We start from the raw sequence: 25,070 nt of genomic DNA, 5'->3' as shown, positions 1-25,070 counted from the left end.
GCCATGCATTTCTGCATGGCGCCCTTTTTAACTTACTGCACTTCGACTGTCCATTCATGACGATCTTCTACTTTCCCTGTTTGAATGCCCGTAATCGTATCATAGAGTTTCTGAGATAACTCTCCAATTTCATGGTTATTAACCACCATTTGATGGCCCAGCCAATTTAATTCCCCTACTGGAGAAATAACAGCAGCTGTACCCGTACCAAAGGCTTCTTCTAAACCACCCTCTTCGTACACTTGATACAATTCAGCGATGGAGATTTTGCGCTCGGATACAGGGATCCCCCATTTTTTCAGCAATTCAATGATCGACATTCTTGTGATCCCATTTAAGATGCTTCCGTTTAATTCAGGCGTTACCACTTCTCCATTGATTTTAAAGAAGATGTTCATGCTGCCAACTTCCTCAATGTATCGTTTCTCCACCCCGTCTAACCAAAGCACATCTGCATGTCCCTCTTTATTGGCTTTTGCTTGGGCCTGATACCCAGAGGAGTAGTTTCCAGCTGTTTTCGCTGTGCCGGTTCCGCCTTTGACAGCTCTCGTAAACTGGTCCTCAACATTTATCTTCACTGGTTTTAGGCCTCCTGAAAAATAAGGACCCACCGGCGAGAGAATGATCATAAATTTATAAGAATGTGATGGCGCCACAGCCAGATTCGTTTCGGTTGCGATGATGAATGGCCTGATATACAATGCCGTGCCTTGTGTGGAAGGAACCCAATCCTGTTCCAGGCTGATCAACTGAGTCAGGTAATACATCACCCGTTCTTCATCGATCGGCGGGATACTAAGCCGTTCGCTTGAACGATTTAATCGCTGCAAATTTTGAGAAGGTCTGAATAATAAAATCCGATCGTCTTCCGCGCGATAAGCCTTTAATCCTTCAAAAACAGTCTGTCCATAATGAAAAATCATTGCTGCAGGGTCGAGCGTAAGCGGTTCATAAGGAACTATCCGTGGATTATACCAGCCACTGTCCGTCTCGTAATCCATAACAAACATATGGTCTGTAAATGTTTTTCCAAATGGGATTTGATCCGTCTCTGGCTTCGGCTTCTTGTCTTCTGTTTTTACGATTTCAAGCTTCTGTTCACTCATTGACAGGACTCCTTACTGAAATTGGTGTTGGTTTACTTCTATGACGCTTAAAAGTCAAAAAGTATAATTAGTAACTATTGTACGGAATCCGTCTTGCATATGAAAGCCTTTCGCACCAATTCACCAAAATTCTGTTAGTTTATCAACATTCCTCTTTTATTGACTTACACCAAAGGATATCCTAGGATGGGCAGCAGTGTACCATTGATGGCAAAGCATGATGATTAGAAATATGTCTATGACATCTCCTCCGTAGTACATGACCATCGCCCCCAGTTCGCCACGGTCTTGAGGTACACCACCTGGAGGCTGGCCGTAGATGTATTTTGATAATATACTATGCCCCGCCAAAGTTAGAATTAAAACCACCGCACGATAAACGAAACTATACCGATGAGGAGTCAGATCAATATAAATTATAGCTGCAGTAAAGAGATATCCAGCCAAAAACATATGTATATGGACGGCCATCCCTACCCAAAAGTTATGGTGCATGGCTTCGTACAAACTTGTCGTGTAAAGAATCCACAAGCCGCCAATGTTAAGAATAGAGGCAGAGACCGGATGACTGACTATGCTGACAGGCCAGCTTTTCAATAGTCTCGAAATAGCTTTTGCAGTTCGAACAGGAACTGTGCGCAACAATAAGGTCACCGGGGCGGAGAGTACTAACAGAAGCGGAGCTAACATGCCAAGTAATAAATGAGCAATCATATGTGCCGTAAAGTCATCATGGGCTCTATTTGCTAAAGGACCGGCTATCGCTGCCCCGGCACATAGCAAACCAACACACCAGCATACGTACCTGTGGAGCGGCCATGATTTGAGCCGGCTGCGCTGACTGGATGTGATTGCTGCCCAAATGTATAACCCTAACAGCATGGCAAACGGCAGGACTGTAATGAGATCCGGGAGAAAGCCGCTCCCTTGATGTAAGTAATCACTGCTCATTATCTCCCCCCTTCCCTGTTGATTGTAATTTGCGCCTTGTATAAGCAACAAGGATCCAGCCGATAACGATCATAATTACAGCAGAAATATTCCATATTAGGTCATACACGAGTAGATTTTCTACATAGCGAATTTGATGGAGCTTCATCAACTTATGCTGAATGATTCCATCGTAAAGTTGGAAAGCACCGGCCCCCACAAATACGCCTCCCCACCATCTTTTTAACCAAAATGCACTTCGACGGCGCAGATCCGCAACCATAAACAACGAGGCGATTGTCGCAAACCAGCTGAATGCATGAAAGAGACCATCAGAAACCAAGCCCACATCCGTCGTAGACTTATCGTAGAAATGATGCCAATGTAAAAGCTGATGAAAAACCATTTCATCTAAAAAAGCAACCAGCCCAATACCAAACAAAATTCCTGACCACAAGTTACGAGCGGAGTAGCCAGCAGAAGTTAAATTGACTGATTTAGTTTCCATCTCTAAACACCCTCCAAACTATACCTCATCCTTGCTATTTTTCACCATTTTACCCCTGACAAAAGATTATAAACATGAACGAATAATTGAGAATCACACCTCCATTCACATGGGCATGCAAAAAAACAGATTTTCTGGAAAGGATAAGTGTAGATGACAATAGGGAGGTGTAGAAAATGGATAACTCCTACCGTGAATATAGAACAGGTCAAGGAGTACCTAAGACGGGAGAGTATATGTGCCAATCAGGAGAGAAACTAACATTTAATAAAAATGAGGACTTTCCCGTTTGTCCTGTCAGTGGAAAAGAAACATATTGGAAACATGAAGATCAGTAATCATGAATCTAACTTGAGAGCTAAAGTAAAGAACTTGGAGAGAAACCATCTAAGCTCCCTTCAAGTTCTTTTTAAATGAACTATATAATTCCCTTTAAGGATAGGGTAAACGTTACAAGAAATCACATTGGACTTCCATTATCATGTACGACAATCTTTAAAAGAAGTGAGGGCCTAACCATGATCAGTACCAGTCTGTCTGTTAATGCCGCTGATCTTTATGAAATACAACAGAAGTGGTTCGACACCCATTATCATTATTGGGTGGAACATGTGCTGTTCTCTTTTAACTGGTGGTTCCTCCTGCTTCTAACATTCATTCCATGGATCATCTGGTGGACACTTGTAAATAAAAGCCGATTATTTGAAATGATTACACTGGGATTATTTGTTGCCGCAATCGCTGCATTTTTGGACTCTGTTGGGGTTATATGGGGTCTATGGACATATGAATCCAAGATGATCCAGATGCTTCCTGAGTTAATTCCCATAGATTATTCGGTATTACCAGTGTCCCACATGCTCCTTTATCAATGGTTTCCACGCTGGAGAAGCTTTGTCCTCGCACACATCTTTCTCTCTGCAGCTGGTGCATTTATAGCTGAACCTTTATTCGTCTGGATGGACATCTATGAACTTCATGCATGGAAACACATCTATTCTATTCCTATTTACTTTGCCATTGGGGTAGTAATGAAATGGTTTGTAAGTGAACTCAAAATGCGTACATCAAAGTAGAGAAACACCGCCCTATTCTCAATCCCAGCTTTCTCGAAGGAGGGCGATCTCTTCTTGATGGGAAACCACTTCTTTCGGTGTTTCCAGGATAAAGGGTATATTTTTTAATGGTGGAGTTCTTAATAGTTGGTCAAATTGTGTGGCGGTTATGTAACCGTGGTCGATAATATTGGCATGCCGGTCTTTCCCTGAACCACTCTCATATTTAGAATTATTTAAATGGACAACTTCTAATTGTTCAAAATACCCGAGTTCTGCCCCTTTACTCCATACCTCTCCCCAATCATCCCCATTCCATAATCCACTTGCAAAAGCATGGCACGTATCAAAACAAAACCCAATTTTCTCAGGATCATCACATAACTGGCGAATTTGCACAAGCTCCTCAAGAGTAGTCCCAATTGTGCCGGGCTTTCCAGCATTGTTTTCAAGCAGAATCTTACATTCCCCCTCCCACTGGTCGAGAATTTCATTAAGCACGTCAATCATTAATTGATAGCTCACGAGTGGATCATCCTGGCTGATTTCCTTTCCAAAATGAACGACTACCCCTAGCGAACCGCACGCATTCGTGATTTCAAGATCGTTTAATAGCGACTGAACCACTTGATTTCTTTTGCTGGTACTCGTTGGCGTCAAATTTGTCGGATAAGGAGAATGACTTACAGAAATAAGATTATGTTTTTCGCAAAATTCTTTACATGACGCAGCATCCTCCCTGTTGACTTCTTTGACAGATAAACTTCTTGGGTTCTTAGGAAAATACTGAAAAGCAGAGGCATTCATGGATGCAGCTTTCCTTGCAGCACCTAAATAACCTTCACGTATGGAAACATGGCTGCCGAAATTCATAGTCATCCTCCCTTATTAACTCTGGCATTGTGGACAATGAAACGTTTTGCGAGATGAAATTTCAATTTGTACAATCTTCTCCCCACACCTCTTACATGGCTTCCCCTCTCGATCATACACATAGGTTTGTGAATGATAGCTTCCTGTTTTGTTATCACCCTTAAAAAGAGGCTGATCCATGTACCCGCCGAGCTGAGTGGCCCGAGGAAGAATGAAGCGTATGGATTGATACAATTGAACTTTCTCCGCTTTGTTGAGCTCATCCATATTTCGCTCTGGCAAAAGTTGAGCATGCCAGGCAATTTCATCTGAATAGCAGTTACCGACCCCTGAAAGAAACTCCTGATTAACGAGAGTCGTCTTGATCATACCCCTTCTCTCTTTTACCAGATCTAAAAAGTGATCGAGTGAAAAATTTACATTTAGCGGCTCTGGACCTAAATCAGCTAATTCTTCCTTGGCCTCTTCTTGTGTAAAAAGATGCAAATATCCCAGCCGTAAACCAATAAAGTAAAGGCTCTCTTTACCAAAGGACAGTCGTATTTGAATGGTCCGTTCAGGTTTTTCCTGCTCAGTCCCATAAAACAATATGCCACCCAGCATGAGATGTAAGACTAAGATATAGCCATTTTCGAGATGAAACAGTAAATGCTTAGCCTTCCTCTCTATCTCTGCTACTTTCTGGGTTTGCACCTGGTTCATGAAATTCTCTGGGTCCACATTAATGGATTTATCACGGTTAATGTCGACATCTATAATCGTTCGCCCTTTAATCTTTTGTTGAAGCAGTATTTTATAGTTTTCCATTTCCGGCAATTCTGGCATAATTATTCCTCCATTGAAAAGCTGTTATCCTATTATTCCCATATCTGTCTAAACATACAATCGTAACTTATAAGTTAAATGGAGACCGAATGAATCTGTAAGTAGTTTTCCAGGCCTAGGATTGGTTATCTTATCATGTATAAAATGATACTTTTCGTGAAAAAATACGAACATTAGTTCGATTGTCGGTTGTGAAATCTCGTTCTAAACCCTTATTCTTTAGAAAGGAGGCTGATAACATGTCCAAAAAACCGCTCGATTTATTTTTGCAGCATGACGGCCATTACGAAGCTTTTGCACTAGCGAGCAAAGATCCAACGACCAAGAATCGCAGTCGTGTGAATCAGCTGTTCTACCATTACCAAATTGAAGCAAGGTTCGTGACCTATATGAATACAACAATGTGGCGATGCGCAAAGGATTATCAAAAAAAGCGACAGCGTTGGCATGAATCTCATGCGCTCACACTTAATCAGTCAGTTGGTGAAGATCTGACCGTATTGGATGTGATGACGATCGAAGATACTAACCCCGCTGGCTGGGGTGAGGAAAGTGATCCATTTGAGCTTGTCACGTGTCCACAGCTACAAACCATAATCAGCCGGCTAACTGTTCAGCAGCGCTTGATTTTATATGACCATGTCGCCAATCAACTGTCGTTCAGGGAAATTGCTGACAAGCTGGGTGTTTCGCAACAGTCTACATCCAAATCGTTTCACAGGGTCATGAAAAAACTTCGTAAAGCTTATCAGGAAGGAGAATGAATATGATAACGATCGAATCCTGGATGAGTCTCGCTGGAAACATTGGTTTCCCCATAGTAGTTACATTCTTTATTCTATTTCGGTTGGATCAATGTCTGCAAAACCTTGATAAGTCCATAGATCATTTAACGGAAGAGGTGAAAAGGAAACATGAGTGAGATGTACGAGTTGTTATTACAAGCAAAAGAGGAAGATGAAACAGCTATGACTGAACTGATTGAGAAATTTGAACCGAAAATAAGAAAATTAAGCGGATCTTTACCTGCGTCTGAGCGTGAGGATATGGAACAAGAATTGAAGATTCAAATGATTAGATCGATACGAAAGTTTGATATTGATAAACTCACCCCATTTTGGAGTTGTTATGGAAAAAAATAGCCCCCTCCCTTACACAGATTCTATTCTTATTTAAGGCACGCCAGTTTAGGGAAAGAGTTATTACTCTGTCAAAAAATCCCGTCTCCTGATTTACAGAAGACGGGATTCTCTATTAGCCGGCTTTCCGGGCCGCAGATTTATCATGTTTGATTCTCTTGTTCTTCATCAGCTGGCTAATAAACCAGGTAAGAACAGCGACCCAAATAACGCCTCCGATCACCATCGATGTTCTATAAGGCAGATCAAATCCTTCTGGCGCATAGAAAATATAGGAACTGACCACCGCAGTCATAAATAAGGCTGGAATACTGCAAATCCAGTGGAATTTCTGATGTTTGATCAAGTACATGGCTCCTGTCCATAACATAACAGTTGCCACAACCTGGTTGGACCAGCCTACATAACGCCACAAAAAGCTATAATCCATCTGCGTTAACAAAAAGGTCGGCACAGCAACGGGAAGGACTAATAATCCATTGGTCCATTTTCCACGTTTTTTAAGAATAGGTGTAAGGAGATCTCCCAGCATCATTCTCGAGGACCGCAATGCCGTATCCCCTGTAGTAATCGGCAGGATAATCACACCCAGTACAGCGAGAATTCCGCCTAGTGTGCCAAGAGTTGTAATACTGATTTCGTTCACAACCCCCGCTGGTCCGCCATTGGCAAGAGCAGCTTGCAGCCCTTCCGTACTTCCAAAAAACGCCATACCGGCGGCAGCCCAGATAAGGGCTATGATGCCTTCACTAATCATCGCACCGTAAAAAACTTTTCGCCCTTCACTTTCTTTCTTTAACGTTCGTGACAGAATCGGGCTCTGTGTACTGTGAAAACCTGATATTGCCCCACAAGAGACTGTTACCATAAGAAGCGGCCACATCGGCAGCTCATCAGGATGCAAGTTGTCCAGCGTCAAGTTTGGCACAGGGTTGTCGAAAAAGAAAAGCCCTACCCCGATTGAAAGCGCCATAAAGATAAGAATGGCTCCAAAAATCGGATAGACTCGTCCAATTATTTTATTAATAGGCAGCAAAGTGGCCAGTAAAAAATAAGCAAAAATTAAAAGTAATGAGGCCGTGAAACTTAGTGGTGTAATTTCGGACATTAGCTGGGCAGGACCTGCGGTAAACGCAGCTGCCACAAGGATCATCAGGCCAATGGAAAGGACATTGATCATGGATTGCGCCGGCTTTCCTAAATATTTACCAACGATAGTCGGAAACTGTGCACCATTATGTCTAAGTGACAACATACCTGAAAAATAATCGTGTACAGCGCCTGCGAAGATGCACCCCACAACGATCCATATGAAAGCAACTGGACCATACAGTGCACCCATGATCGCACCGAATATCGGACCAAGACCAGCAATGTTAAGCAATTGAATGAGGCTCGCTTTCCACCAGCTTATGGGTGTATAGTCAAACCCATCGTTCTCTGTGTACGCAGGAGTTGGGTTTTGGTCGTTGATACCGAAAATGCGCTCAACCACCTTTGCATAGAAAAAGTAACCTAGTAGTAAAATCATGATGGATGCAAGAAATGTAACCATCGCGAAGCCTCCTTTCAATAGTAAATAATAAGGAGTATTGTAAACCCGTTTTTATCTAATAGCAACCGTTTTTCTGAAAATTATATTTATTCCCATTTTTTTCTTAAAGATCAATCGCTTTCATTAGAAAAAGCCGGACTTGTTTATGGACAAATCCGGCTTTCGTATGTAACCTGCCATCCCCGAGATTGGTTAAGTTTCCCGCAGTCGATTACTAGACGGGATGGCATTGATAAGAATGTATCATAGCCACCACTCTTTAGCAACTTAGAGACAGTCAAACTGAACACGGTGAAATAAAATCAACACTTAGTCAAGAATAAAACTTCCCTTATCGAATAGAAATCAATAGACAGGTTCTATTATGAATGGAGGGGTACACCATGGACCGCAACAGTGAATTCATTATAGGATTAATTGGCGGAATTATTGGTTTTTTCAGTGCCATTTTTGCGATCTTCATTGGAGAAATTGATGCGGCTGTCAGTGAGGCGGGAACAAGTGCCATCAGCGGGCTTGGCTGGTCAGCCTTCTTGTTCTCCACTCTCGCAATTGTAGGGGCCATACTTGTTAAGAGCAAAACAAAGGTAGGAGCGATTATGATGATTGCCGCTGCCCTGGGGGGTCTCGTCAGTATTTCGATGTTCTACTTAATTCCAGCAGCCTTACTGCTTATCGCTGGGATAATGGGGATTGTACGTAAAGACAAAGCAGTCGCTAAAAGTCCATAAACCTTAACAAACTAGCACCTCTAAGGTGCTCGTTTTCCTAAAAAGTCATCTATTGATTGACCGAAATATTTCTCATATAGATGTTTGAAAATATCCACACACTGGGAGAAGCTTCGATTATACTCACCTGTTTTCACATCAACGGTCCAGGCACTGGATAGCACAGAATGAGCATACCCCCAAAGCAACAATCGTTTCACGTTTAAATTTAACTCGTGACTCAGTTGTTTCACTCTATTTGCGATAATCTCATAAGCACCTTCTTCCGGCAAACAGTTCATCAGAAATTGGATTAGGTCATACTCTACTTCTCCTATTAGCCCTTTCGGATCGATTGCGATCCACGAACCAGTCCCATCAGACAGAATATTGTAATGATGAAAATCACCATGAAGAAGCTTCGAAGCTGGCATGGTTGTATTCATATTCGCAAACACATTTAATGCTCTTCGCAACGTTTTACGGGAGAAAGGTCCGAATCCAGTCGGGTTTTCTTCATAGATGCGAGCTAAATCATCTTCGCGGTCTTTTGTCGTAGGAAACTCTTTCTCCATTTCAGCAGGAGCCACAAGGCGCTTCATCACCATGGCAGCTATTTGACATACATCCTCTTCACATTCAACGGTTGCAAGCATCGTTCCTGGCTTCACCTTTTCTAACAAAAACACCCCACGCTCCCGTTCAGCATCTAAAAGTTGAACTATACCTTTGGGGTTGAGGGTCTGAAGTGCATCAAGTTCGTGATTAAACCCTTGACCTGGCAAGCCAATTTTGACCACAACCTCACTGCCGTCCCTTCTTACGGCTGGCGCCACATAATTAAACGACAGAGTGTAAGGGTCTTTCATCACCAAGTCCCACTTTTTCTCACAATAGTTAAGCAGCCATGGCAAGGCTTTCAACCATTCTTCTCCCTGCTTACGGAAAGAAAAAATAACGTTTTCAACAAATTTGTCCTGCAGCTCCAAATTGACACCTCATTCCTGAAATCGGAGTCTTAAAAATTTCACAAGGTTTTTCAATATGACTTTCAATACGGAATACAACGGAACCGCAATGACCATACCAATAAACCCATATAAGGCAGCGGCCACGACTAACAGCAAAATAATTGTCAAAGGGTGTAAATTCAAGCGGTTGCCAAGGACAACTGGTGCAACTAGATTCCCCTCAAGCTGCTGAACCACTACAAGGGTAATTAAAACATAAACGGCCATGACGGGATCTTGCGTCAAAGCTACCAATAAAGCCGGAATGGCACCCAGTATCGGTCCGAAAAAAGGTACAACTGCTGTAATCATGACAAAAATCGCGAGCACTAATGCATAATCTAGCCCGATCAGTAAGTAACCAATATACATAAGTACACCATCAACTACAGCTACTGTAATTTGGCCAATAATATAGGCAGCCAGTGTTTGATCAATATTTTTTAATAGGTTCTTCCCTTCTCTCCTATGTTTCTCGGGAATCGCTCTTAATAAGAAAGGAATTAAACGATCGCCATCTTTTAGAAAGTAAAATAAGACAAACGGGATAATGACAAGAACAGTTGCAGCACTTGCAATCGTGGAGACTACTTCAGTCAGATGATCACTAATTTGCTGGACAAAGCTTCCAAATAAACTGGAAAATTTTTGACGCAGTTCTCCGACTGAGAGAATTCCTAAATTGTTACTTTGGATGACTTGTCCCGTCTGTTGTGCAGTTTCTTTTAATTTCTCTGGTAGATTTGAAATACTGGAAACTTGCTTTTGAATCGTATCCGCCAAATAGATCGAGGCTGCATATAGCAATCCAGCAATCGCAACAAAGACAATTAGAATCGCAGCTACTTCCGGGATATACCTGGGCTTAGACAAAAACCTGACAAAGGGTCTAATTAAATAAAATAAAAACCCGGCGATTAGAATGGGGTAAAATAACGTACCGATAATGGTTTGAACAGGCTGAAAAAAGTGAAGAATATGTAGAAAATAAATACAGATTAACACCAGAATCACAGCTGTTATATACTTAAAAAAGGGGTGCCTCAGCCACATATTGTTTTCTCCTTATCTTAGAATATATTTTGATGTTTACCTAATCTACATACCACAAATCTTCCGATCCCTAACATGAACTTAATAAAGCAGAAAGGCCCCGGATCCGAGGCCTTTCTGCTTTCCGCTATCTAACCATACGATCGTGGCCCTTCCAAAACTTTTTACGGAGAACGACTTTTTGGATTTTCCCTGAAGCTGTTTTAGGAAGCTGGTTCACAAATGAAAAACTCTTAGGGACTTTGAAATGAGCTAATTTCTTCCGGCAATAATCGATTAAATCAGCTTCTTTCTCAGCATAGCCTTCCCTTAACACAATAACAGCATGAGGAACTTCTCCCCACTTTTCATCAGGCACAGCCACAACAGCAGCTTCTAATATCGCGGGATGGTCATACAGCGTCCCTTCTACCTCAATAGAAGAAATATTTTCTCCTCCGCTAATAATAACGTCCTTTTTTCGATCCACAATCTCAATATAACCATGATGATCGACAACCGCCATGTCCCCAGTATATAGCCAGCCATCGCGAATCGTTTTATTGGTAGCGGTCTCATTTTTATAATACCCTTCCATCACGTTATTAGAACGGGTCGCAATTTCACCGATCGTCTTTCCGTCATGTGACACTTCATCCCCCATCTCATCCAGCACCCTGACTTTAGATCCTACCATCGAATAACCCGTTTTCGCTTTTAAAAGATATTGATCTTCCAAAGGTAAATCGAGTTCCATTGAACGTGGTATCGATGTTGTAATTAACGGACTAATTTCTGTCATCCCATAAACTTGAATGAATTCCCACTTGAGATCTTCTTCTACCTTTCGCACAAAAGCCGGCGGTGGAGCAGAACCGGCTATCACAACGCGCAAATCCTGTTCCAGTTCCAGTGGGAGTGACTCATATTCTTCAATGACCATGTTTAAAACGGTTGGGGCCATGTGCATGACGGTAACACCATTGTCTTTCACTTTTTGCAAAATTAATTTCGGATCGACCTTCCGCAGCATCACCTGCGTAGCTCCATTCATTGTATAGTAAAAAGGCGAGCCCCAGCCGTTCACGTGAAACATAGGCAGGACATGCAGCAGCGTATCGCTATCCGATACGCGCAGGTGATGCATTGATGACAAAGCATGTAAGTAGTTGGCCCGATGGGATAGCAGCACGCCTTTTGGATTTCCCGTCGTACCACTTGTGTAAAGTAAACTCGCTATATCCGTTTCTTCTAGTTCAGCACGATCGAACGTGTCCGGCGAAAACTGAGTCCGCCATTCATCATACCCCTCACGGTTATCCACTGCCTCACCATGAATAATCACTTTTTCTAAAGAAGGAATATTCCTTAAGACCGGTTTTATAAGCGGATACAGCTCCTCATCGACAAACAGCACTTTGCTTTCACTATGTGTTAGTATGAATTGATAGTCAGCCGGCTGCAAACGAGTGTTTAATGCTGTCATGACTGCCCCCACCTGAAAAACACCATAGAAACCTTCCAACATTTCGGTAGTGTTCGGTGCAAGGTAGGCTACTTTATCCCCTTTTTTTACCCCAAGACTTCGTAGTCCTCTTGATAATTGATTAACCCGACCGTTTAATTGGCGATAAGTCAGGATTCGTTCATCATCAATAATTGCAGGCTTTTCCCCATACAGTTCAACTGAGCGATCCAAAAAATCCGTCAACAATAGTGGTACATGCATCCCTTATGTCTCCTCCCTCTTTCATAAAAGCGCTTTCAGAAACTATTGTAAGGAAAACAGTGTTATATAGCAATAATAAATAGATAACTGATTTATATAACAGGTTAATAATTCTATGAACGCACTTTGTTCTGAAGGGACCTGTTTTCACCATTTCTCCTCCTATAAAAAAGTACTCTTCGCAGATGGAAGAGTACTTTTTCTTCATGCTATTTATTTTGATAATCTTTCGGTTTTACTTCTTCTCCATTCTTTCCATTGTAACGTAAGCCCCAGCCTGTCAAAGCTGCGATGAGCATAACGATGAGTAGTCCCCAACCTTGAAAGACATAAGGGAATACTTCAGCTGGACTAACCACTGGTATATTCTCATATTCCTGGGCAGCACCTTTTATCGTAGCCCAAGCCAGAAGCACACCAGCACTCCAAGGGAAAATGTATCCTAAGGAAGAAGTTACCGTATCAAGGAAATTTGCTCGACGGTAAGGGTGGATATTCATTTCCTTTCCAAGCTTTCGCACAAATGGAGCTGCTGCAATTTCTGCTGCCGTATTGATCGTAATAAACACATTTAAGAAAGCAACAATACCATACATGGAAAGCTCTGCACGTTTCACTACACCTTTAATAATGCCAAGGAAGAAATCCCTGATCGTGTCCATCGTACCAGCTACTTCCATTAGATGGGCAGCTGCTAATATAAACAGAATTAATATTGCCATATTAAAATAGCCGCCGATACCATTCATAAGGGCACCTTCTATAACAGCCTCCCCCGCATCATTTTTATAGATATGAATGATTTCGGTAAAAGGGGTTCCGGAAATAATGATAAAGACGATTGAAGCGACAATGCCCCATGTCAAAGAAGTTAATAAATGATGACCTGACAATGCTAAATATAAGACTAATGCGAACGGAATCAGCAGCAATAGTCCGTGTGGTGATACTTGCTCCTGAAGTCTCGCCATAGCTTCTGTATTTTGCGCATCTCCGCCGCCACCGAGAATCACGAATAAGATAAGAGCCGGGATAGCAGCCGTAATAGAATATTTAAATCGGGAACGGACAACTCCTGGCACATCTGCTTCCTGTGTCGTAGCGGAGACTATTGTGGTATCAGAGACAGGTGCGAGGTTATCCCCAAACACTGCACCACTTAAGATAGCTGCCAGCAGTAAGACTGGGTCTGCTCCTAGGATGACCCCTGCTGGATACATTAGAATGCCAAATGCTGCAACAGTTCCGTATCCAGTACCAACGGCTGTTGCAAATAATGCGGACAGCAAGAAGGTTACTCCAACAAAAGCACCGCCCTCGAGCCCCGTCTGAAACCCAAACCAAATGAGTCCATCAACAAGTCCGCCTGCTGATAATAACTTGGCAAACATTCCTGCCCAAAACCAGGCAATAACAGCGATAACCCCAATAGGCTGCGCCATCCCTGAAATTAAAGCTTGTGCGTAATCCGCCCACTTTGATTTACATAGAAATAAACCGATGGCTACACCGATTACCATTCCGAGAACCAATGCTTCTTCAGTGACAAGCTTCGTTACACTTAATGTAATCGCCCACACTATGAAAAAGATTAGTGGGACTGTGGCTGCAAAGACGCCTCCATGGAATTCTAATCTGTTAATTGACTTTTCTCCTATTGCTTCATCAATGACTTCATCGTTTCGTGAATCTGCCACAAGTTTCCCTCCTTCAAGTGAAATCCCTAAATAGTGTATCATTAAACGCGGTTACATGTAACCGCTTACACCAAACTAGGCTATCTTATCCTTCGATTGGTAAATTACTCTAACACTTTTAGGTAATTATACCCCTCTAACACCCTTTCACCACCGAGTGAATCTGCCTGTATCAAAGTAGATTTTGGAAATCTTTGATAAATTCCCCTATAACAAAAACACTCAAAATGGCGGTTGATATTAATTTAATGATAAAATTTTCAGTTTGTAAAGACAAAATTTTCGGTAAACCATTAAAAATTCCTAATAGCAAGACCTGACACTACTCAGCAATATTTCCCGGGAAATGATTTGTTTCTCCTTTCTTCTGCATGATCTGTATTTCCTAAACATTCTTAGCGTGATAGGATATTTATTAAATATACATAAGAGGAGTGATTCACTATGTTTAAACCAATCTCAACAGACAAAGCCCCTGCTGCCATCGGGCCTTATTCGCAAGCTGTCGATGTCGGGGATCATATTTTTATTTCCGGACAAATCCCGCTCGATCCCACTACTCAGTCGTTTGTGTCGGAACATGTAGAAGATCAAGCTAAACAAGTCATGAAGAATATTGGCGCAATTCTAAACGAAGCTGGCCTTTCATACAAACACATCGCAAAAGCTAATATATACCTCGATAACATCGACGACTTTGCTGTCGTTAATGAAGTTTATGCGAGCTATTTGAGCGAACCGTACCCAGCCCGTGCCGCCGTCGAAGTAGGAAAGCTTCCAAAAGGAGCTAAAGTTGAAATCGAAGCCATTGCTGTTAAAGAATAACCCTAAACGCAGAGTCGTGCCCATGGCTCTGCGTTTTTCATTCTCTTCTCAAAAAGGTTTACTAATTTGTTATAGTGGTAACATTTAATAGAAGAAGTTTGGAGAGGAGAATGGTTTCGTGATCATAGATAATGTAAGAATCTATCAGCCTTTTAACGATAAGGACAGGGGTAAGACGTATGCCATTGAGTTTGACGACGGTGAATTTCAGGCTATTCATCCAAGTCCCTACAAGGGCCAAAAAACAACGATTGACGGAAAAGGAAAGCTGGTTGCGCCTGGTTTCAATGACAGTCATATGCATTTACTTAGATATGGGCTATTGAAAAAAGAACTTGATTTAACAGAAGCCCAAAGTTTTAAAGAAGTGAAGGAACTGATCGAGAACCATTATGGGAGCCTCGAAGAAAATCAGTGGTTTTTCGGAAAAGGATTCGATGATGCTCAATTTGAAGACATCGACCAATTATTAACAGCACAGGATCTGCACAAAATTCACGTAAATGCTTATATCTTTTTGTTGCACGAAGATGGACATGAGTGTGTGATTAGTGAAAAGGCATTAGAATTGTTAAGGGAAGAAGAAGATTTCAAAAAAGAACCGGATATTTTCAAGGAAACAGACGATCAAGGTCAGTGGACAGGACGATTTAAAGATACGGCCGTCCATTACATTAAGCGTCATTTCTGGGGACGGTCTGTCGAAGATGCCAAACAGGCTCTGAGGGCTGCTTTTCCTCACATTAGCGAAAACGGCCTTACCTCCGTGCATACCGATGATTTAAATTTCATTAGAAATTATGATCGGTTATGGAGGGCTTATACGGAACTTGAAAATGAAGGCGAACTCCCAATTGATGTTCAACTACATCATTATATATTTGATATTGATGATCTCAGACAATTCCTTAAAGACCATAAGGTTAGAACGGGGGATGGGACGAGTCAAGTGAAAGTTGGGGCGATCAAAATCTTCTTAGATGGCACTCAGCGTCTTCATACATCGGCCATGAGAAACCCTTATCCAGAAAACCCTGAGACAAGTGGTACGCTCATTTACACCCAGGAGCAAGTAAATGAAATGGTGGCTGAAGCTGGTTCAAATGGGATGCAAGTTGCCATGCATGCAATTGGAGACCGGGCCTGCGAGCAGGCGATTGAGGCATTGGAACAGAAAGAAGCCTATACTAGAGAGCGACGGCACCGAATCATCCACGCTCAAACCCTTGCCCCTGACCTCATGGATCGGCTGCGAACACTCAAGCCGTATATCGAAACACAGCCTTCCTTTTTGCTGGGCGAGTGGGATAAAAAGGATAACTGGACACCAAAAGAATTGCTTCCTTTTTGTGATCCCTTTAACAGTTTAGTGCGTGACCACATTCCTGTTACATTAAGTTCAGACTTGCCGATCGGCTCAATCAATCCGTTTGTGACGATCAATACGGCCGTAAATCGCACAGATCTCGAAGGGAATCCTGAAGGTGGCTGGATGCCCCAGGAAAAATTAAAGGTGGATGACAGCTTTCATGCTTTCACAGCTGTACCGGCGGAAATTGAATACCGTGAAGATAGTAAAGGAAAGATCAAACCTGGATATCAAGCCGATTTCGTCCTGCTTAATCAACATCCTCACGAAGTTTCACCTCAAGACCTGCACCATATAAAAGTTCTGGAAACGTGGTACCGCGGTAAAAAAGTATATGAACGTAAATAAACAGAGCCCATAGGAGCTCTGTTTTTTAATCTTCATCTTTAATGTCCGGGTCTGGAGGTAACGGTTCACTTAAGTATTCCTGGAGCATTAAACGATATTTCTCAACCTGATCAAAGTAGGTATCAAATTGGCTGCTATTGATCATATATGATGTGCCATCATGGACAGCACGTATTCTTTTATCTCTTATTAGGGATTCAATATATGAATAAGGCACATCCAAATATTCGGCAGTTTGCTGGATGGTTAAGTACACCTTCTCTCCCCCACTTCATTTTATAGATTACCAAAGAACCGTTTTTCACATGAAAAAAGCCTTCCCATTAAAGGGAAAGCTTTCGATACTTTGTCGCGTACGTACCGGCGACCACATTCGCCGTTTAGCCACGATAGGCATATACGCCGTCTTACACAAATTAGCTCATCGCAAGGTTAATTATACCACGGAAGACCGTTTTAAACAATTCCTTTTTTCCTTTCCTGTGCCCCCTGTGCTATAATCGACAAATGATAAAGAAAGCTCGAGGAGGCACTTATGTTATCATTTGAAGAAAAAATAGCCATTATTGAGGAATTTGACCAGCTTGAGAAAAAGGAAGTTTCACTCGGCCGCGTTAATTTTCATTTTGAAAATAGCTTATACGATAAAAAGAATATCGTGTATCACCTTCATCCAAACGGCAACGGATTCGTCTATGCCGGTGAAGTTGAAGGCTATCCGACTGACTCAAAAGGAATGGTCAACATCCGTGATTTTGGAGCGGACGAGCTGCGAAATCTCGTGCAGGAAGCGATCGAATCGCTATCCGCTACACCCGCTGAGAAAAACCCTGTCCTGGAAGAATGGATGAATGATTTCAATCAATCACTCGTCTTAATGCGTGAAGAAGATGGATATAACGTATATGCGGACGAGGCTCTTGAAGGAACTTTCAACTCCTATGAAGAAGCTGCCAATTTCCTTGAGCAAGAAGGATTTAGCCGAGTATAACCATCTTCCGTCAAAAAATGTTGCCCGTATAAATCAGCACTCTACTTCCTAGTATTAGTTCGAATAAATCGCCGATCTATACCAGGACCGATCCAGGCAAATACAATCGCAAAAACAATGGGTAAATATTTAATCCCCATTAATTTACCAAACCATAGGTAACTGATCATTCCAATTAATTCTGATACTACGATTCCTGTCACTATCCCAGCAAGGGCAGCAACGATTATAACCATGGCCTTTCTCATTGAGATTCCACCTCCCTCATCGTCCGCCATGACTGCACAGTACAGTAAACGGAAATACTGAAGAGAAGCATGGCTAAGACGGGGTGAAATGCTGCCCCCCATGATATAAGGGCGCCTACATATGCCGAAAAATACATCAAATAAACCAAAAAAAACATGGCACCGCTTTGCCAGCGGATGCTAGCAGGCATTTTGCAAACAAAGGACAATACTAGAATCAAAAGGGCAAGCTTATCAAATAGATGCACAAAGAAGCGATGGTGCTCCCAATGCAATGGCGTATCAAAAATGGCTAAGCCGGCAATAAATATTTGGACGACAATGCAAGCTGAAAAGACCCCAACAATCACCGAAAATATTTTACTGCCTTTTTTCGTACCTTTTGTTAACTGAGAATCATTCACTATTTATAACCTCCTGTCTACTAATAAACAAGATACAGGATCGTGCTTAAAAAAAACTTAATGAATGATTAAATATTTCTTAACTATAAAAAAGGAAGGAATCTTCAATCGAAGATTCCTTCCTTTTACTTTATAAACCGGTAACCCGCACCCCATACTGTTTCCAAGTACTGAGGCTGAGAGGGGTCTTGTTCAATTTTTTCACGGATTTTTCTAATATGAACGGTTACCGTACTAATATCTCCAACAGAATCGAAACCCCAAATCCGGTCAAATAATTGCTCTTTGCTAAAAACGTGGTCAGGATTCTGTGCCAGAAACGCCAATAAGTTAAATTCCTTGGTGGTAAGCACTATTTCTTCTTCATTAACTTTTACTCTTCGTGACTTACGATCGATGTGGAGCCCGCGAATTTGAATATCATGGTCCAGCTTACCAACTAGTCGCTGGTACCTTGCGAGATGTGCTTTAACGCGAGCAACCAGCTCACTTGGACTGAAGGGTTTTACTATGTAATCATCTGCTCCTAAGCCAAGCCCCCGAATCTTATCGATATCCTCTACTTTGGCCGTCACCATTATAACGGGAATATCCTTCTCCTTGCGTATAGCTTTACAAATGCTGAATCCATCCATACCAGGCAGCATGACATCCAACAATACTAAGTCCACATCTTCAGTCAATGCGGTGTTCAGTCCGGTTGTCCCGTCCAAGATGATCGTAACCCTATAGCCACTCATTTCCAAATAGTCCCTCTGTACTTCCGCAATACTCTTTTCATCTTCAATGATTAAAACGTGATTCATTACATCATCCTTTAAATTCGTGATACAGGAAGCGTAAAAGTCACGGTTGTTCCATGACCTATTCTGCTGGATGCATTGATCTCTCCCTCATGCTCTTGGATAATTCGCTTAGAAATAGCTAGTCCCAGACCGCTTCCTCCTTCTGAAGTCCTCGCCATGTCTGAACGATAGAACAATTCGAACACATGAGGCAGGTCTTTATTTAGAATACCCGGTCCGTTATCTTTAATCTTTACAATAATCTCATCAAATTTTTCTACCAGATCAATATGAATTTTCTTCTCTGCTTTATCCATATGTTTTAAACTATTATTCATTATATTCACAACTACTCTTCTTAACTGATCAGGGTCAACTTTTGCTCGAAAGTCTTTTTCTTTTTCAGCATCAAAGGAAAAGTCTACCTCATCCCACTCAAGCTGATACTCTTCCATCAGATCAATAAGAAATGGCTGTAAATTGATCTCTTTAAATCGAAAGGCAAGTCGTCCCATATCCAGCTTAGAATGCTCAAACAGTTCGTCAATGAGGCGGTCCATGACAATGGTCTTAGTATGAATGGTCTCAATATAAGCATCCATTTTCTCCTCAGTATCTGTCACACCGTCACGGATTCCTTCTATATGTCCTTTAATCGAAGTGATAGGTGTTTTTAAGTCATGAGAAATATTCATCATCAATTTATTACGGTTTTCCTGATATTTTTTCTGAAGCTCTTGAGATTCCTGCAGCCTCTTTCTCATCGTTTCAAAAGTATCGGAAAGTTTGCCAATTTCGTCTTTTCTCATTCGTTCAATTTTAAAATCCAGATTTCCCTTTCCGATTTCTTCTGCTGCATGGGTTAATCGGTTCACAGGGCGAATGATACTTTTCGATAAAAAGTATGTAATGATTCCGTTCGTTAAAATTAATATGAGAAGTAGACCTATGAAATGAATAGAGATGAATATTTTCTGTATCTGATCTCTACTCTCGATCTCTATCACATTCATCAGCAGGTAGCCGGCGATTATTTCTACTATAAGCAGTAATAAAATAGGCCCGACAACCATGGCTATGTTAGATAAAATCAACCGTTTGCGTATCGACAAAATCCCCGCTCCTTTCCTATCTTTCTCTTAAGCATATACCATTATAAGTGAAGTCGTCTATATTGTGCCAGCAAATATGGTCCTAAAGGAAGGAAGCCTTCCTCTTATATTCGTTATCGCTCATTTTTTTGCAAATCTCTCAACAGCCACCTTTTGCATAAAAAACACGGTCTACCTTTACGATAGACCGTCCAGATGTAGAGAAAATCTATAAAATCCTATTTTTTGGTTTTGCTGTTTTCACATAAATAGATACCAACTGGGTCCGCCGGTGATACAGACTTCGCTTTCCACGGGGTAATGAGCCCGGCAATTCCTAATGGCTTACGGATCGTGTAATTGAGGAACTGATCACCAACCTGATAAGCATCTTCAACGAGTCGGCTTGATACCATCTCTGCGTAAAGCCTAAAGTTTTGCGCTGCGCGAGCCACCATTTTTTTCGTCTGAAAATCAGAAGACCTGTATCGTACGATTCTAGCGGTGCAATCTCATCAATATGTTCATCAATGACTTCCGCAATTTTGTAAATGTAGTTGAGCCACTCCTTCAGTGGAAGATTGCCACATTCTCCTTCAAAGGCTTTTCTCGCTGCCTGAACAGCCTTTTCAATATCCGCACTCCCGAAGCGACTTGATTAATTTTTTCATTGGTAAACGGATTCACATTATCAAATTGTTCCTTACTTTCGGCATCTACGAATTCGCCATCGATATACAGTTGAACATCATGAATTTCAGAAATGACTTTCTTTCCAACTTCATTGACATCAGCCAATCTTACGTCACTCATTGTTATCCTCCTTTTTGATAGCGCTTACCCTTTCTGCTAAAATTAATTTAGAAATATTCTAAATTTTTGTATATCACACGTATAACAGCCCTTAGTATATTAAAAATATTAAAAAATATTTCGCATATGTTTTCCATATACTTGTTTTTCGATGGATTATTATACAACTGAACGGAGTGATCCTGATGGATTTGAGACAATTGCGTTATTTTCGAACAGTAGCAGAGGAAGGGCAAGTAACTAAGGCAGCCAACAAACTCCATATGGCCCAGCCTCCGCTTAGCCAGCAAATTAAAATCATGGAAGATGAACTAGATTTGAAGCTGTTTGACCGACAAGGACGTAAGCTGGAACTTACCAACGCCGGAGAAGTTTTATATGAAAAAGCAGGAAGAATTCTTAATGATTTAGAAGAAACGTTAATTGAAGTAAAAGAAACAAATGAAGGAATCAGCGGCACCCTCCATTTAGGTTCCAATAAATCCTGTTTCTCCTTTCTTGCAGACCCTTTGCAAAAATTACGTGCTGACTTTCCAAACCTCACCTACCAGCTGCGGGAAGGGGATACCTTCTTTTTAGCTGAATGTATACGCAATCGCGAAATTGAAATGGCTGTCGTCCGTCTCCCTATCAATCTTGATGATTTTGACATGGTATCTCTTCCTTCAGAACCTTATGTCCTTGTTACACCACAATCGTGGAAACTGTTTCCTGCAGATGTAACCGAAGTGGAGATTGAGAGACTCGAGAATATTCCTTTAATGTTGCTTCATCGAATTAGTGGGACGGGGCAGTTTGAGCTGATCGTAAACGAATGCCGTAACCATGGGTTTGATCCCCATGTCATTTGTGAATGTCCTGATCCGACCATGCTTCTTTCCCTGGCCGCCAGTGGTGTAGGAGCTACCATAGTTCCCAAGTCCACTTTATCGGCTTTTTCATTCTCGAACATCCGAAGCTATGAATTAAAGAACGCCGGGGTCGTAGCGGAATCGGTTATTATTTGGCACAAAAATCGGTACTTAACAAAGGCTTCCCAGAGGCTATTGGATTCATTTGAGAGGATCAATAAAGACTTAGAACTTATCTAATACAAAAAAACGCCGTGTGCCTCCCATCACACGGCGCTTTAAAGTGCATTTCTAAGCTATTTTCACGTCTGATTCTATTCTTTCATTAAAAATTCTTACTTAATTACTAAAAAAGAATGTCTTGCTTAACGAACGGCGTCCACCTCTTTAGTGTAAAAACAGAAAACCAAAAAGAAGTAGCCGGGGCAATAACTCCTTCCGGAAATAGATAGGCCAAGACAGGACAACCCCAACGATGACACCAAGGCACGCGCTTGTTTCTAGTTCCGATACATCATCAGGCAATGGGATCGCCATTTGATGGCCAATCACCGTGTTTTGTTAATATATAAAATCGGCGCCTTTGGAGGTGCTTTATATGGATCCTTTGTCAACTCATCCTTCATGGCTTCCAGCGTGCCTTTGTAATTTAGTACTGTCCTGTAAATAGTGCCTATCACAGGTGCATCCCATTTACGCTCTGCCCTATATAACTTCTCTTCCTTTACCTCAACACCCGTATCTTCTACCCGAACTTCAACCTCCTCTACTTGCAACTTTCTACTAAGCTTTGCCTTTGCTTTATACCTCACACTTACCTCTGTTCTAACAAAATAAATAAACGTAAAAACAACAAAATTTTCTGAACTATCTCATGATTACAAAGTAACATTCCTTTCTCCATACATAAAATATTGATAACATTCGTTTTACATATAAAAAAAGCATGCTTATTGAATTGTTCACTAATAAGATGAGGGAACACACTTCTAAATTGGGCGTATGATAAGCACAGAACCATAAAAGGAAAGGTGAGGACCATGTATACTTATCCTTATTTAATGAGACAGCCTCTCACGATTCTTGCAACAGAAATGGGAGATGTAAACGGAGATGGCATTCCTGACCGCGTCTATTTATTAGGCCAGCAGCCGGACAATACAAGTCCATTCGTGACTGACATTACACTCGTGATTCAAGATGGGAGAACGAATGCTTCGTACAGTATCCCCTTGGAATCAAATGCAGGTTATCAGCCAACGCTCTTCTTAGGAGATTTTACTGGGGAACATGTTGACGATATTTTGGTTAGTATTCAATCAGGTGGAAGCGGCGGCTATGGTTATTATTACGCATACTCATTTTTGAATAATCAAGCGAGGGAACTTTTTAATTATGAGACGTTCAACGACTTTTTTGTGTTCGATGTCATCTATAGAAATAATTACAAGGTAGACGTTATTAACAAAACCCTTGATCTAACGTTCACGATTGACATTCAGAACAAAGGAGAAGAATATTTATCTGAGATTTATAATAGTGATGGAACATTGAAAGAGCCGCTTGAAGGCTGGGTTTCTGGGTTGAATGTTCTTTATCCAGTCGACTTTGACGGAGATGGAGTGTACGAATTGTTTGCCTTTCAGGAAATTGCGGGGAGGTACCATGCAGATGGGTTAGGCGTTGTGCAAACTCCTCTTAGCTGGAATGGGCAACAATTTACAGTGATGAACAACCTACAGTATGTAGCGATTTATGGGGCAAATTCCATTTAATAAAATTAAAAAGGAGCCAGCGCGGCTCCTTTTTATCTTCATTTTTTTTCATTTAAGATCGTAAAGCGCGGGAACCTGAAAGCAATGGCCAGTAATCCCGAGATCCCTATTAACATCGGATAAAAGCAGTACGGGACAATCGCTACAGGCGAAATACTGGCAACGCCTGCCACTGCTAGCATTTGCGCACCATATGGAAGCAGACCTTGTATCGTACTTCCGAAAATATCCAGCACACTCGCTGAACGACGCGGTGAAATGTTAAAGCGCTCAGAGATCTGTTTTGCCAAAGGCCCAGTCGTAATAATCGAAATCGTATTATTGGCCGTGGATAAGTTAACCGTACTTACTAATGCTGCGATGCCAAGCTCGCCGCCTCTGTCACTATTAATTCGCTTGCTGATGCTTCTGAGCAGAAATTCAATCCCGCCATTTTGCTTAATTAATTCAACGAGACCGCCTAAGAGAATGACCATTATTGATAGATTCAACATACTTGCAAATCCATCACTGATTAATGTGACGAAATCCATCAAGGCGATTTCATTTAGAATGAGTCCGACGGCCCCAGCAAATAAGATGCCCCCAAATAGTACATAAATGACGTTGACCCCGGCAATAGCAAATACGAGTACAGCCAAATAAGGCAATACTTTTATAAAATTAAAAGACTTCGCTTCCTGGATCGCACCTGAAGCATCAGCCGTCATCACGTAGAAAATGATCGCCGTTATGACCGCAGCAGGCAGTACAATGAAGAAGTTGGCTTTAAATTTATCTTTCATTTCTGCTCCCTGAGTTCTTACAGAAGCAATGGTTGTGTCAGAAATAACCGACAAGTTATCGCCAAACATCGCACCACTAATAATCGTCCCCATTGCGAGAGCGACGTGAATATCTGTCTGCTCAGCTATACCTAAGCCAATCGGAGCCAGAGCTACCACTGTTCCAACAGAGGTCCCCATTGAGATAGAAATGAAACATCCGATAATAAACAGTCCGACAATAATTAAGTTCCCTGGCAGGAAAGAGAGCCCCATATTTACAGTGGAATCTACCGCTCCTACCCCTTCAGCTACTTTGGCGAAAGCGCCGGCCAGCAGGAAAATCACTACCATAAGAATGATATTAGGGTGTCCCCCGCCTTCGCTCAGCTGGTCAATCTTCGTTTGAAAGTTAGTTTTTCGATTCATGACTAATGCGACAAGAATAGACACAAATAAGACAACTAAAACAGGCATTTTATAGAAGTCGCCTGTCAGAATGCCAGAACCGATAAATAATAAGATGAATATAGCAAAAGGAAGCAATGCCCAGGCATTTCCTTTATGTTGTTGTTCCATTATTTAACCTCCTTGGTCAGTCCAAATTAAAAAGCCTTCTTGAATGAAGAAGGCTTGG

General features: G+C 41.7%; 32 protein-coding genes. 11 read left to right on the top strand and 21 right to left on the bottom strand.

Going from position 1 to position 25,070, the window contains the following annotated elements:
• Positions 1–32 precede the first annotated feature (32 nt).
• From P9989_RS03435 to P9989_RS03425, 3 genes are all read right to left on the bottom strand, one after another.
• Positions 33–1,106, bottom strand: a complete 1,074-nt coding sequence (locus P9989_RS03435) for a branched-chain amino acid aminotransferase (RefSeq protein ID WP_283077430.1) — start codon at positions 1,104–1,106, stop codon at positions 33–35.
• 156 nt (positions 1,107–1,262) lie between these two features.
• Positions 1,263–2,057 (bottom strand): cytochrome c oxidase assembly protein, encoded by a 795-nt coding sequence (locus P9989_RS03430; protein ID WP_283077429.1) that lies wholly within the window; start codon positions 2,055–2,057, stop codon positions 1,263–1,265.
• Positions 2,047–2,544, bottom strand: coding sequence for a DUF2243 domain-containing protein (locus tag P9989_RS03425; protein WP_283077428.1), 498 nt, complete (start codon positions 2,542–2,544; stop codon positions 2,047–2,049). Before P9989_RS03425 ends, P9989_RS03430 begins: the two co-directional genes overlap by 11 nt.
• Positions 2,545–2,720: 176 nt before the next feature.
• Here P9989_RS03425 and P9989_RS03420 point away from each other — a divergent pair, with 176 nt between their 5' ends.
• A complete protein-coding gene (locus tag P9989_RS03420; protein WP_283077427.1) occupies positions 2,721–2,882 on the top strand; it encodes a hypothetical protein in 162 nt (53 codons plus the stop codon).
• 180 nt (positions 2,883–3,062) lie between these two features.
• Complete coding sequence (locus P9989_RS03415) at positions 3,063–3,620, top strand: CBO0543 family protein (protein ID WP_283077426.1); 558 nt, start codon at positions 3,063–3,065, stop codon at positions 3,618–3,620.
• Positions 3,621–3,638: 18 nt separating this feature from the next.
• Here the strand turns inward: P9989_RS03415 and P9989_RS03410 are convergent, their stop codons facing one another.
• Both P9989_RS03410 and mutM read right to left on the bottom strand, forming a co-directional pair.
• The gene (locus P9989_RS03410; RefSeq protein ID WP_283077425.1) at positions 3,639–4,472 is read right to left on the bottom strand and encodes a deoxyribonuclease IV; all 834 of its coding nucleotides are present in this window, start codon (positions 4,470–4,472) and stop codon (positions 3,639–3,641) included.
• A 15-nt stretch (positions 4,473–4,487) separates the two neighbouring features.
• Complete coding sequence (gene mutM / locus P9989_RS03405; protein WP_283077424.1) at positions 4,488–5,297, bottom strand: bifunctional DNA-formamidopyrimidine glycosylase/DNA-(apurinic or apyrimidinic site) lyase; 810 nt, start codon at positions 5,295–5,297, stop codon at positions 4,488–4,490.
• 239 nt (positions 5,298–5,536) lie between these two features.
• Here mutM and P9989_RS03400 point away from each other — a divergent pair, with 239 nt between their 5' ends.
• Genes P9989_RS03400 through P9989_RS03390 form a run of 3 tightly spaced genes read left to right on the top strand, consistent with a single transcriptional unit; the run spans position 5,537 to position 6,439 of the window.
• A complete protein-coding gene (locus P9989_RS03400; protein WP_283077423.1) occupies positions 5,537–6,061 on the top strand; it encodes a sigma-70 family RNA polymerase sigma factor in 525 nt (174 codons plus the stop codon).
• Positions 6,062–6,063: 2 nt separating this feature from the next.
• Positions 6,064–6,219, top strand: a complete 156-nt coding sequence (locus tag P9989_RS03395; protein WP_283077422.1) for a YvrJ family protein — start codon at positions 6,064–6,066, stop codon at positions 6,217–6,219.
• Positions 6,212–6,439, top strand: a complete 228-nt coding sequence (locus P9989_RS03390) for a helix-turn-helix domain-containing protein (RefSeq protein WP_283077421.1) — start codon at positions 6,212–6,214, stop codon at positions 6,437–6,439. Before P9989_RS03395 ends, P9989_RS03390 begins: the two co-directional genes overlap by 8 nt.
• A gap of 112 nt (positions 6,440–6,551) precedes the next feature.
• Here P9989_RS03390 and P9989_RS03385 read toward each other — a convergent pair whose 3' ends face one another.
• Positions 6,552–7,991: a carbon starvation CstA family protein gene (locus tag P9989_RS03385; RefSeq protein ID WP_283077420.1), complete on the bottom strand. Its 1,440-nt coding sequence runs from the start codon at positions 7,989–7,991 to the stop codon at positions 6,552–6,554.
• A gap of 383 nt (positions 7,992–8,374) precedes the next feature.
• On the opposite strand from P9989_RS03385, the gene P9989_RS03380 reads away from it, so the two are divergent.
• Positions 8,375–8,722: a DUF4064 domain-containing protein gene (locus tag P9989_RS03380; RefSeq protein ID WP_283077419.1), complete on the top strand. Its 348-nt coding sequence runs from the start codon at positions 8,375–8,377 to the stop codon at positions 8,720–8,722.
• Positions 8,723–8,742: 20 nt separating this feature from the next.
• Here P9989_RS03380 and P9989_RS03375 read toward each other — a convergent pair whose 3' ends face one another.
• From P9989_RS03375 to P9989_RS03355, 5 genes are all read right to left on the bottom strand, one after another.
• Positions 8,743–9,690, bottom strand: a complete 948-nt coding sequence (locus P9989_RS03375) for an aminoglycoside phosphotransferase family protein (protein ID WP_283077418.1) — start codon at positions 9,688–9,690, stop codon at positions 8,743–8,745.
• 9 nt (positions 9,691–9,699) lie between these two features.
• On the bottom strand, positions 9,700–10,764 hold the full coding sequence (locus tag P9989_RS03370) for an AI-2E family transporter (RefSeq protein ID WP_283077417.1): 1,065 nt from the start codon (positions 10,762–10,764) through the stop codon (positions 9,700–9,702).
• 127 nt (positions 10,765–10,891) lie between these two features.
• Entirely contained in the window at positions 10,892–12,472 is a 1,581-nt protein-coding gene (locus tag P9989_RS03365; RefSeq protein ID WP_283077416.1) for a long-chain-fatty-acid--CoA ligase, read from the bottom strand.
• A complete protein-coding gene (locus P9989_RS03360; protein WP_283077415.1) occupies positions 12,426–12,680 on the bottom strand; it encodes a hypothetical protein in 255 nt (84 codons plus the stop codon). The genes P9989_RS03365 and P9989_RS03360 overlap by 47 nt, the downstream gene beginning before the upstream one ends.
• A 1-nt stretch (position 12,681) precedes the next feature.
• The gene (locus tag P9989_RS03355; protein ID WP_283077414.1) at positions 12,682–14,169 is read right to left on the bottom strand and encodes a Na+/H+ antiporter NhaC family protein; all 1,488 of its coding nucleotides are present in this window, start codon (positions 14,167–14,169) and stop codon (positions 12,682–12,684) included.
• Between the two features lie 444 nt (positions 14,170–14,613).
• Here P9989_RS03355 and P9989_RS03350 point away from each other — a divergent pair, with 444 nt between their 5' ends.
• Positions 14,614–14,994, top strand: coding sequence for a RidA family protein (locus tag P9989_RS03350; protein WP_283077413.1), 381 nt, complete (start codon positions 14,614–14,616; stop codon positions 14,992–14,994).
• 118 nt (positions 14,995–15,112) lie between these two features.
• The gene (locus P9989_RS03345) at positions 15,113–16,711 is read left to right on the top strand and encodes an amidohydrolase (RefSeq protein ID WP_283077412.1); all 1,599 of its coding nucleotides are present in this window, start codon (positions 15,113–15,115) and stop codon (positions 16,709–16,711) included.
• Between the two features lie 25 nt (positions 16,712–16,736).
• Here the strand turns inward: P9989_RS03345 and P9989_RS03340 are convergent, their stop codons facing one another.
• Entirely contained in the window at positions 16,737–16,967 is a 231-nt protein-coding gene (locus P9989_RS03340) for an excisionase family DNA-binding protein (protein ID WP_283077411.1), read from the bottom strand.
• Between the two features lie 279 nt (positions 16,968–17,246).
• On the opposite strand from P9989_RS03340, the gene P9989_RS03335 reads away from it, so the two are divergent.
• Positions 17,247–17,702: a hypothetical protein gene (locus tag P9989_RS03335; RefSeq protein WP_283077410.1), complete on the top strand. Its 456-nt coding sequence runs from the start codon at positions 17,247–17,249 to the stop codon at positions 17,700–17,702.
• A gap of 41 nt (positions 17,703–17,743) precedes the next feature.
• On the opposite strand, the gene P9989_RS03330 is transcribed toward P9989_RS03335, so the two are convergent.
• The 7 genes from P9989_RS03330 to P9989_RS03300 form a co-directional block, all read right to left on the bottom strand.
• A complete protein-coding gene (locus tag P9989_RS03330; RefSeq protein ID WP_283077409.1) occupies positions 17,744–17,950 on the bottom strand; it encodes a DUF5957 family protein in 207 nt (68 codons plus the stop codon).
• Complete coding sequence (locus P9989_RS03325) at positions 17,947–18,354, bottom strand: DUF6220 domain-containing protein (protein WP_283077408.1); 408 nt, start codon at positions 18,352–18,354, stop codon at positions 17,947–17,949. Before P9989_RS03325 ends, P9989_RS03330 begins: the two co-directional genes overlap by 4 nt.
• A 125-nt stretch (positions 18,355–18,479) precedes the next feature.
• Positions 18,480–19,160: a response regulator transcription factor gene (locus tag P9989_RS03320; protein WP_283077407.1), complete on the bottom strand. Its 681-nt coding sequence runs from the start codon at positions 19,158–19,160 to the stop codon at positions 18,480–18,482.
• Between the two features lie 11 nt (positions 19,161–19,171).
• Entirely contained in the window at positions 19,172–20,251 is a 1,080-nt protein-coding gene (locus tag P9989_RS03315) for a sensor histidine kinase (protein WP_283077406.1), read from the bottom strand.
• A 218-nt stretch (positions 20,252–20,469) separates the two neighbouring features.
• A complete protein-coding gene (locus tag P9989_RS03310; protein WP_283077405.1) occupies positions 20,470–20,646 on the bottom strand; it encodes a hypothetical protein in 177 nt (58 codons plus the stop codon).
• The gene (locus tag P9989_RS03305; RefSeq protein WP_283078817.1) at positions 20,568–20,864 is read right to left on the bottom strand and encodes an aldehyde dehydrogenase family protein; all 297 of its coding nucleotides are present in this window, start codon (positions 20,862–20,864) and stop codon (positions 20,568–20,570) included. Before P9989_RS03305 ends, P9989_RS03310 begins: the two co-directional genes overlap by 79 nt.
• On the bottom strand, positions 20,801–21,043 hold the full coding sequence (locus P9989_RS03300; protein WP_283077404.1) for a hypothetical protein: 243 nt from the start codon (positions 21,041–21,043) through the stop codon (positions 20,801–20,803). The genes P9989_RS03305 and P9989_RS03300 overlap by 64 nt, the downstream gene beginning before the upstream one ends.
• A gap of 185 nt (positions 21,044–21,228) precedes the next feature.
• On the opposite strand from P9989_RS03300, the gene P9989_RS03295 reads away from it, so the two are divergent.
• Positions 21,229–22,134, top strand: coding sequence for a LysR family transcriptional regulator (locus P9989_RS03295; RefSeq protein ID WP_283077402.1), 906 nt, complete (start codon positions 21,229–21,231; stop codon positions 22,132–22,134).
• 308 nt (positions 22,135–22,442) lie between these two features.
• On the opposite strand, the gene P9989_RS03290 is transcribed toward P9989_RS03295, so the two are convergent.
• A complete protein-coding gene (locus tag P9989_RS03290) occupies positions 22,443–22,706 on the bottom strand; it encodes a hypothetical protein (protein ID WP_283077401.1) in 264 nt (87 codons plus the stop codon).
• 249 nt (positions 22,707–22,955) lie between these two features.
• Here P9989_RS03290 and P9989_RS03285 point away from each other — a divergent pair, with 249 nt between their 5' ends.
• Positions 22,956–23,669 (top strand): VCBS repeat-containing protein, encoded by a 714-nt coding sequence (locus tag P9989_RS03285; RefSeq protein ID WP_283077400.1) that lies wholly within the window; start codon positions 22,956–22,958, stop codon positions 23,667–23,669.
• A 38-nt stretch (positions 23,670–23,707) separates the two neighbouring features.
• Here P9989_RS03285 and P9989_RS03280 read toward each other — a convergent pair whose 3' ends face one another.
• Positions 23,708–25,012, bottom strand: coding sequence for a Na+/H+ antiporter NhaC family protein (locus tag P9989_RS03280; RefSeq protein WP_283077399.1), 1,305 nt, complete (start codon positions 25,010–25,012; stop codon positions 23,708–23,710).
• Positions 25,013–25,070 lie beyond the last annotated feature (58 nt).

It is taken from the genome of Halobacillus naozhouensis, from assembly GCF_029714185.1.
GTDB classification, from domain to species: domain Bacteria; phylum Bacillota; class Bacilli; order Bacillales; family Halobacillaceae; genus Halobacillus_A; species Halobacillus_A naozhouensis.
The sequence above is the reverse complement of the archived record's forward strand: the minus strand, read 5'-3'. Positions and strand labels throughout refer to the sequence as shown.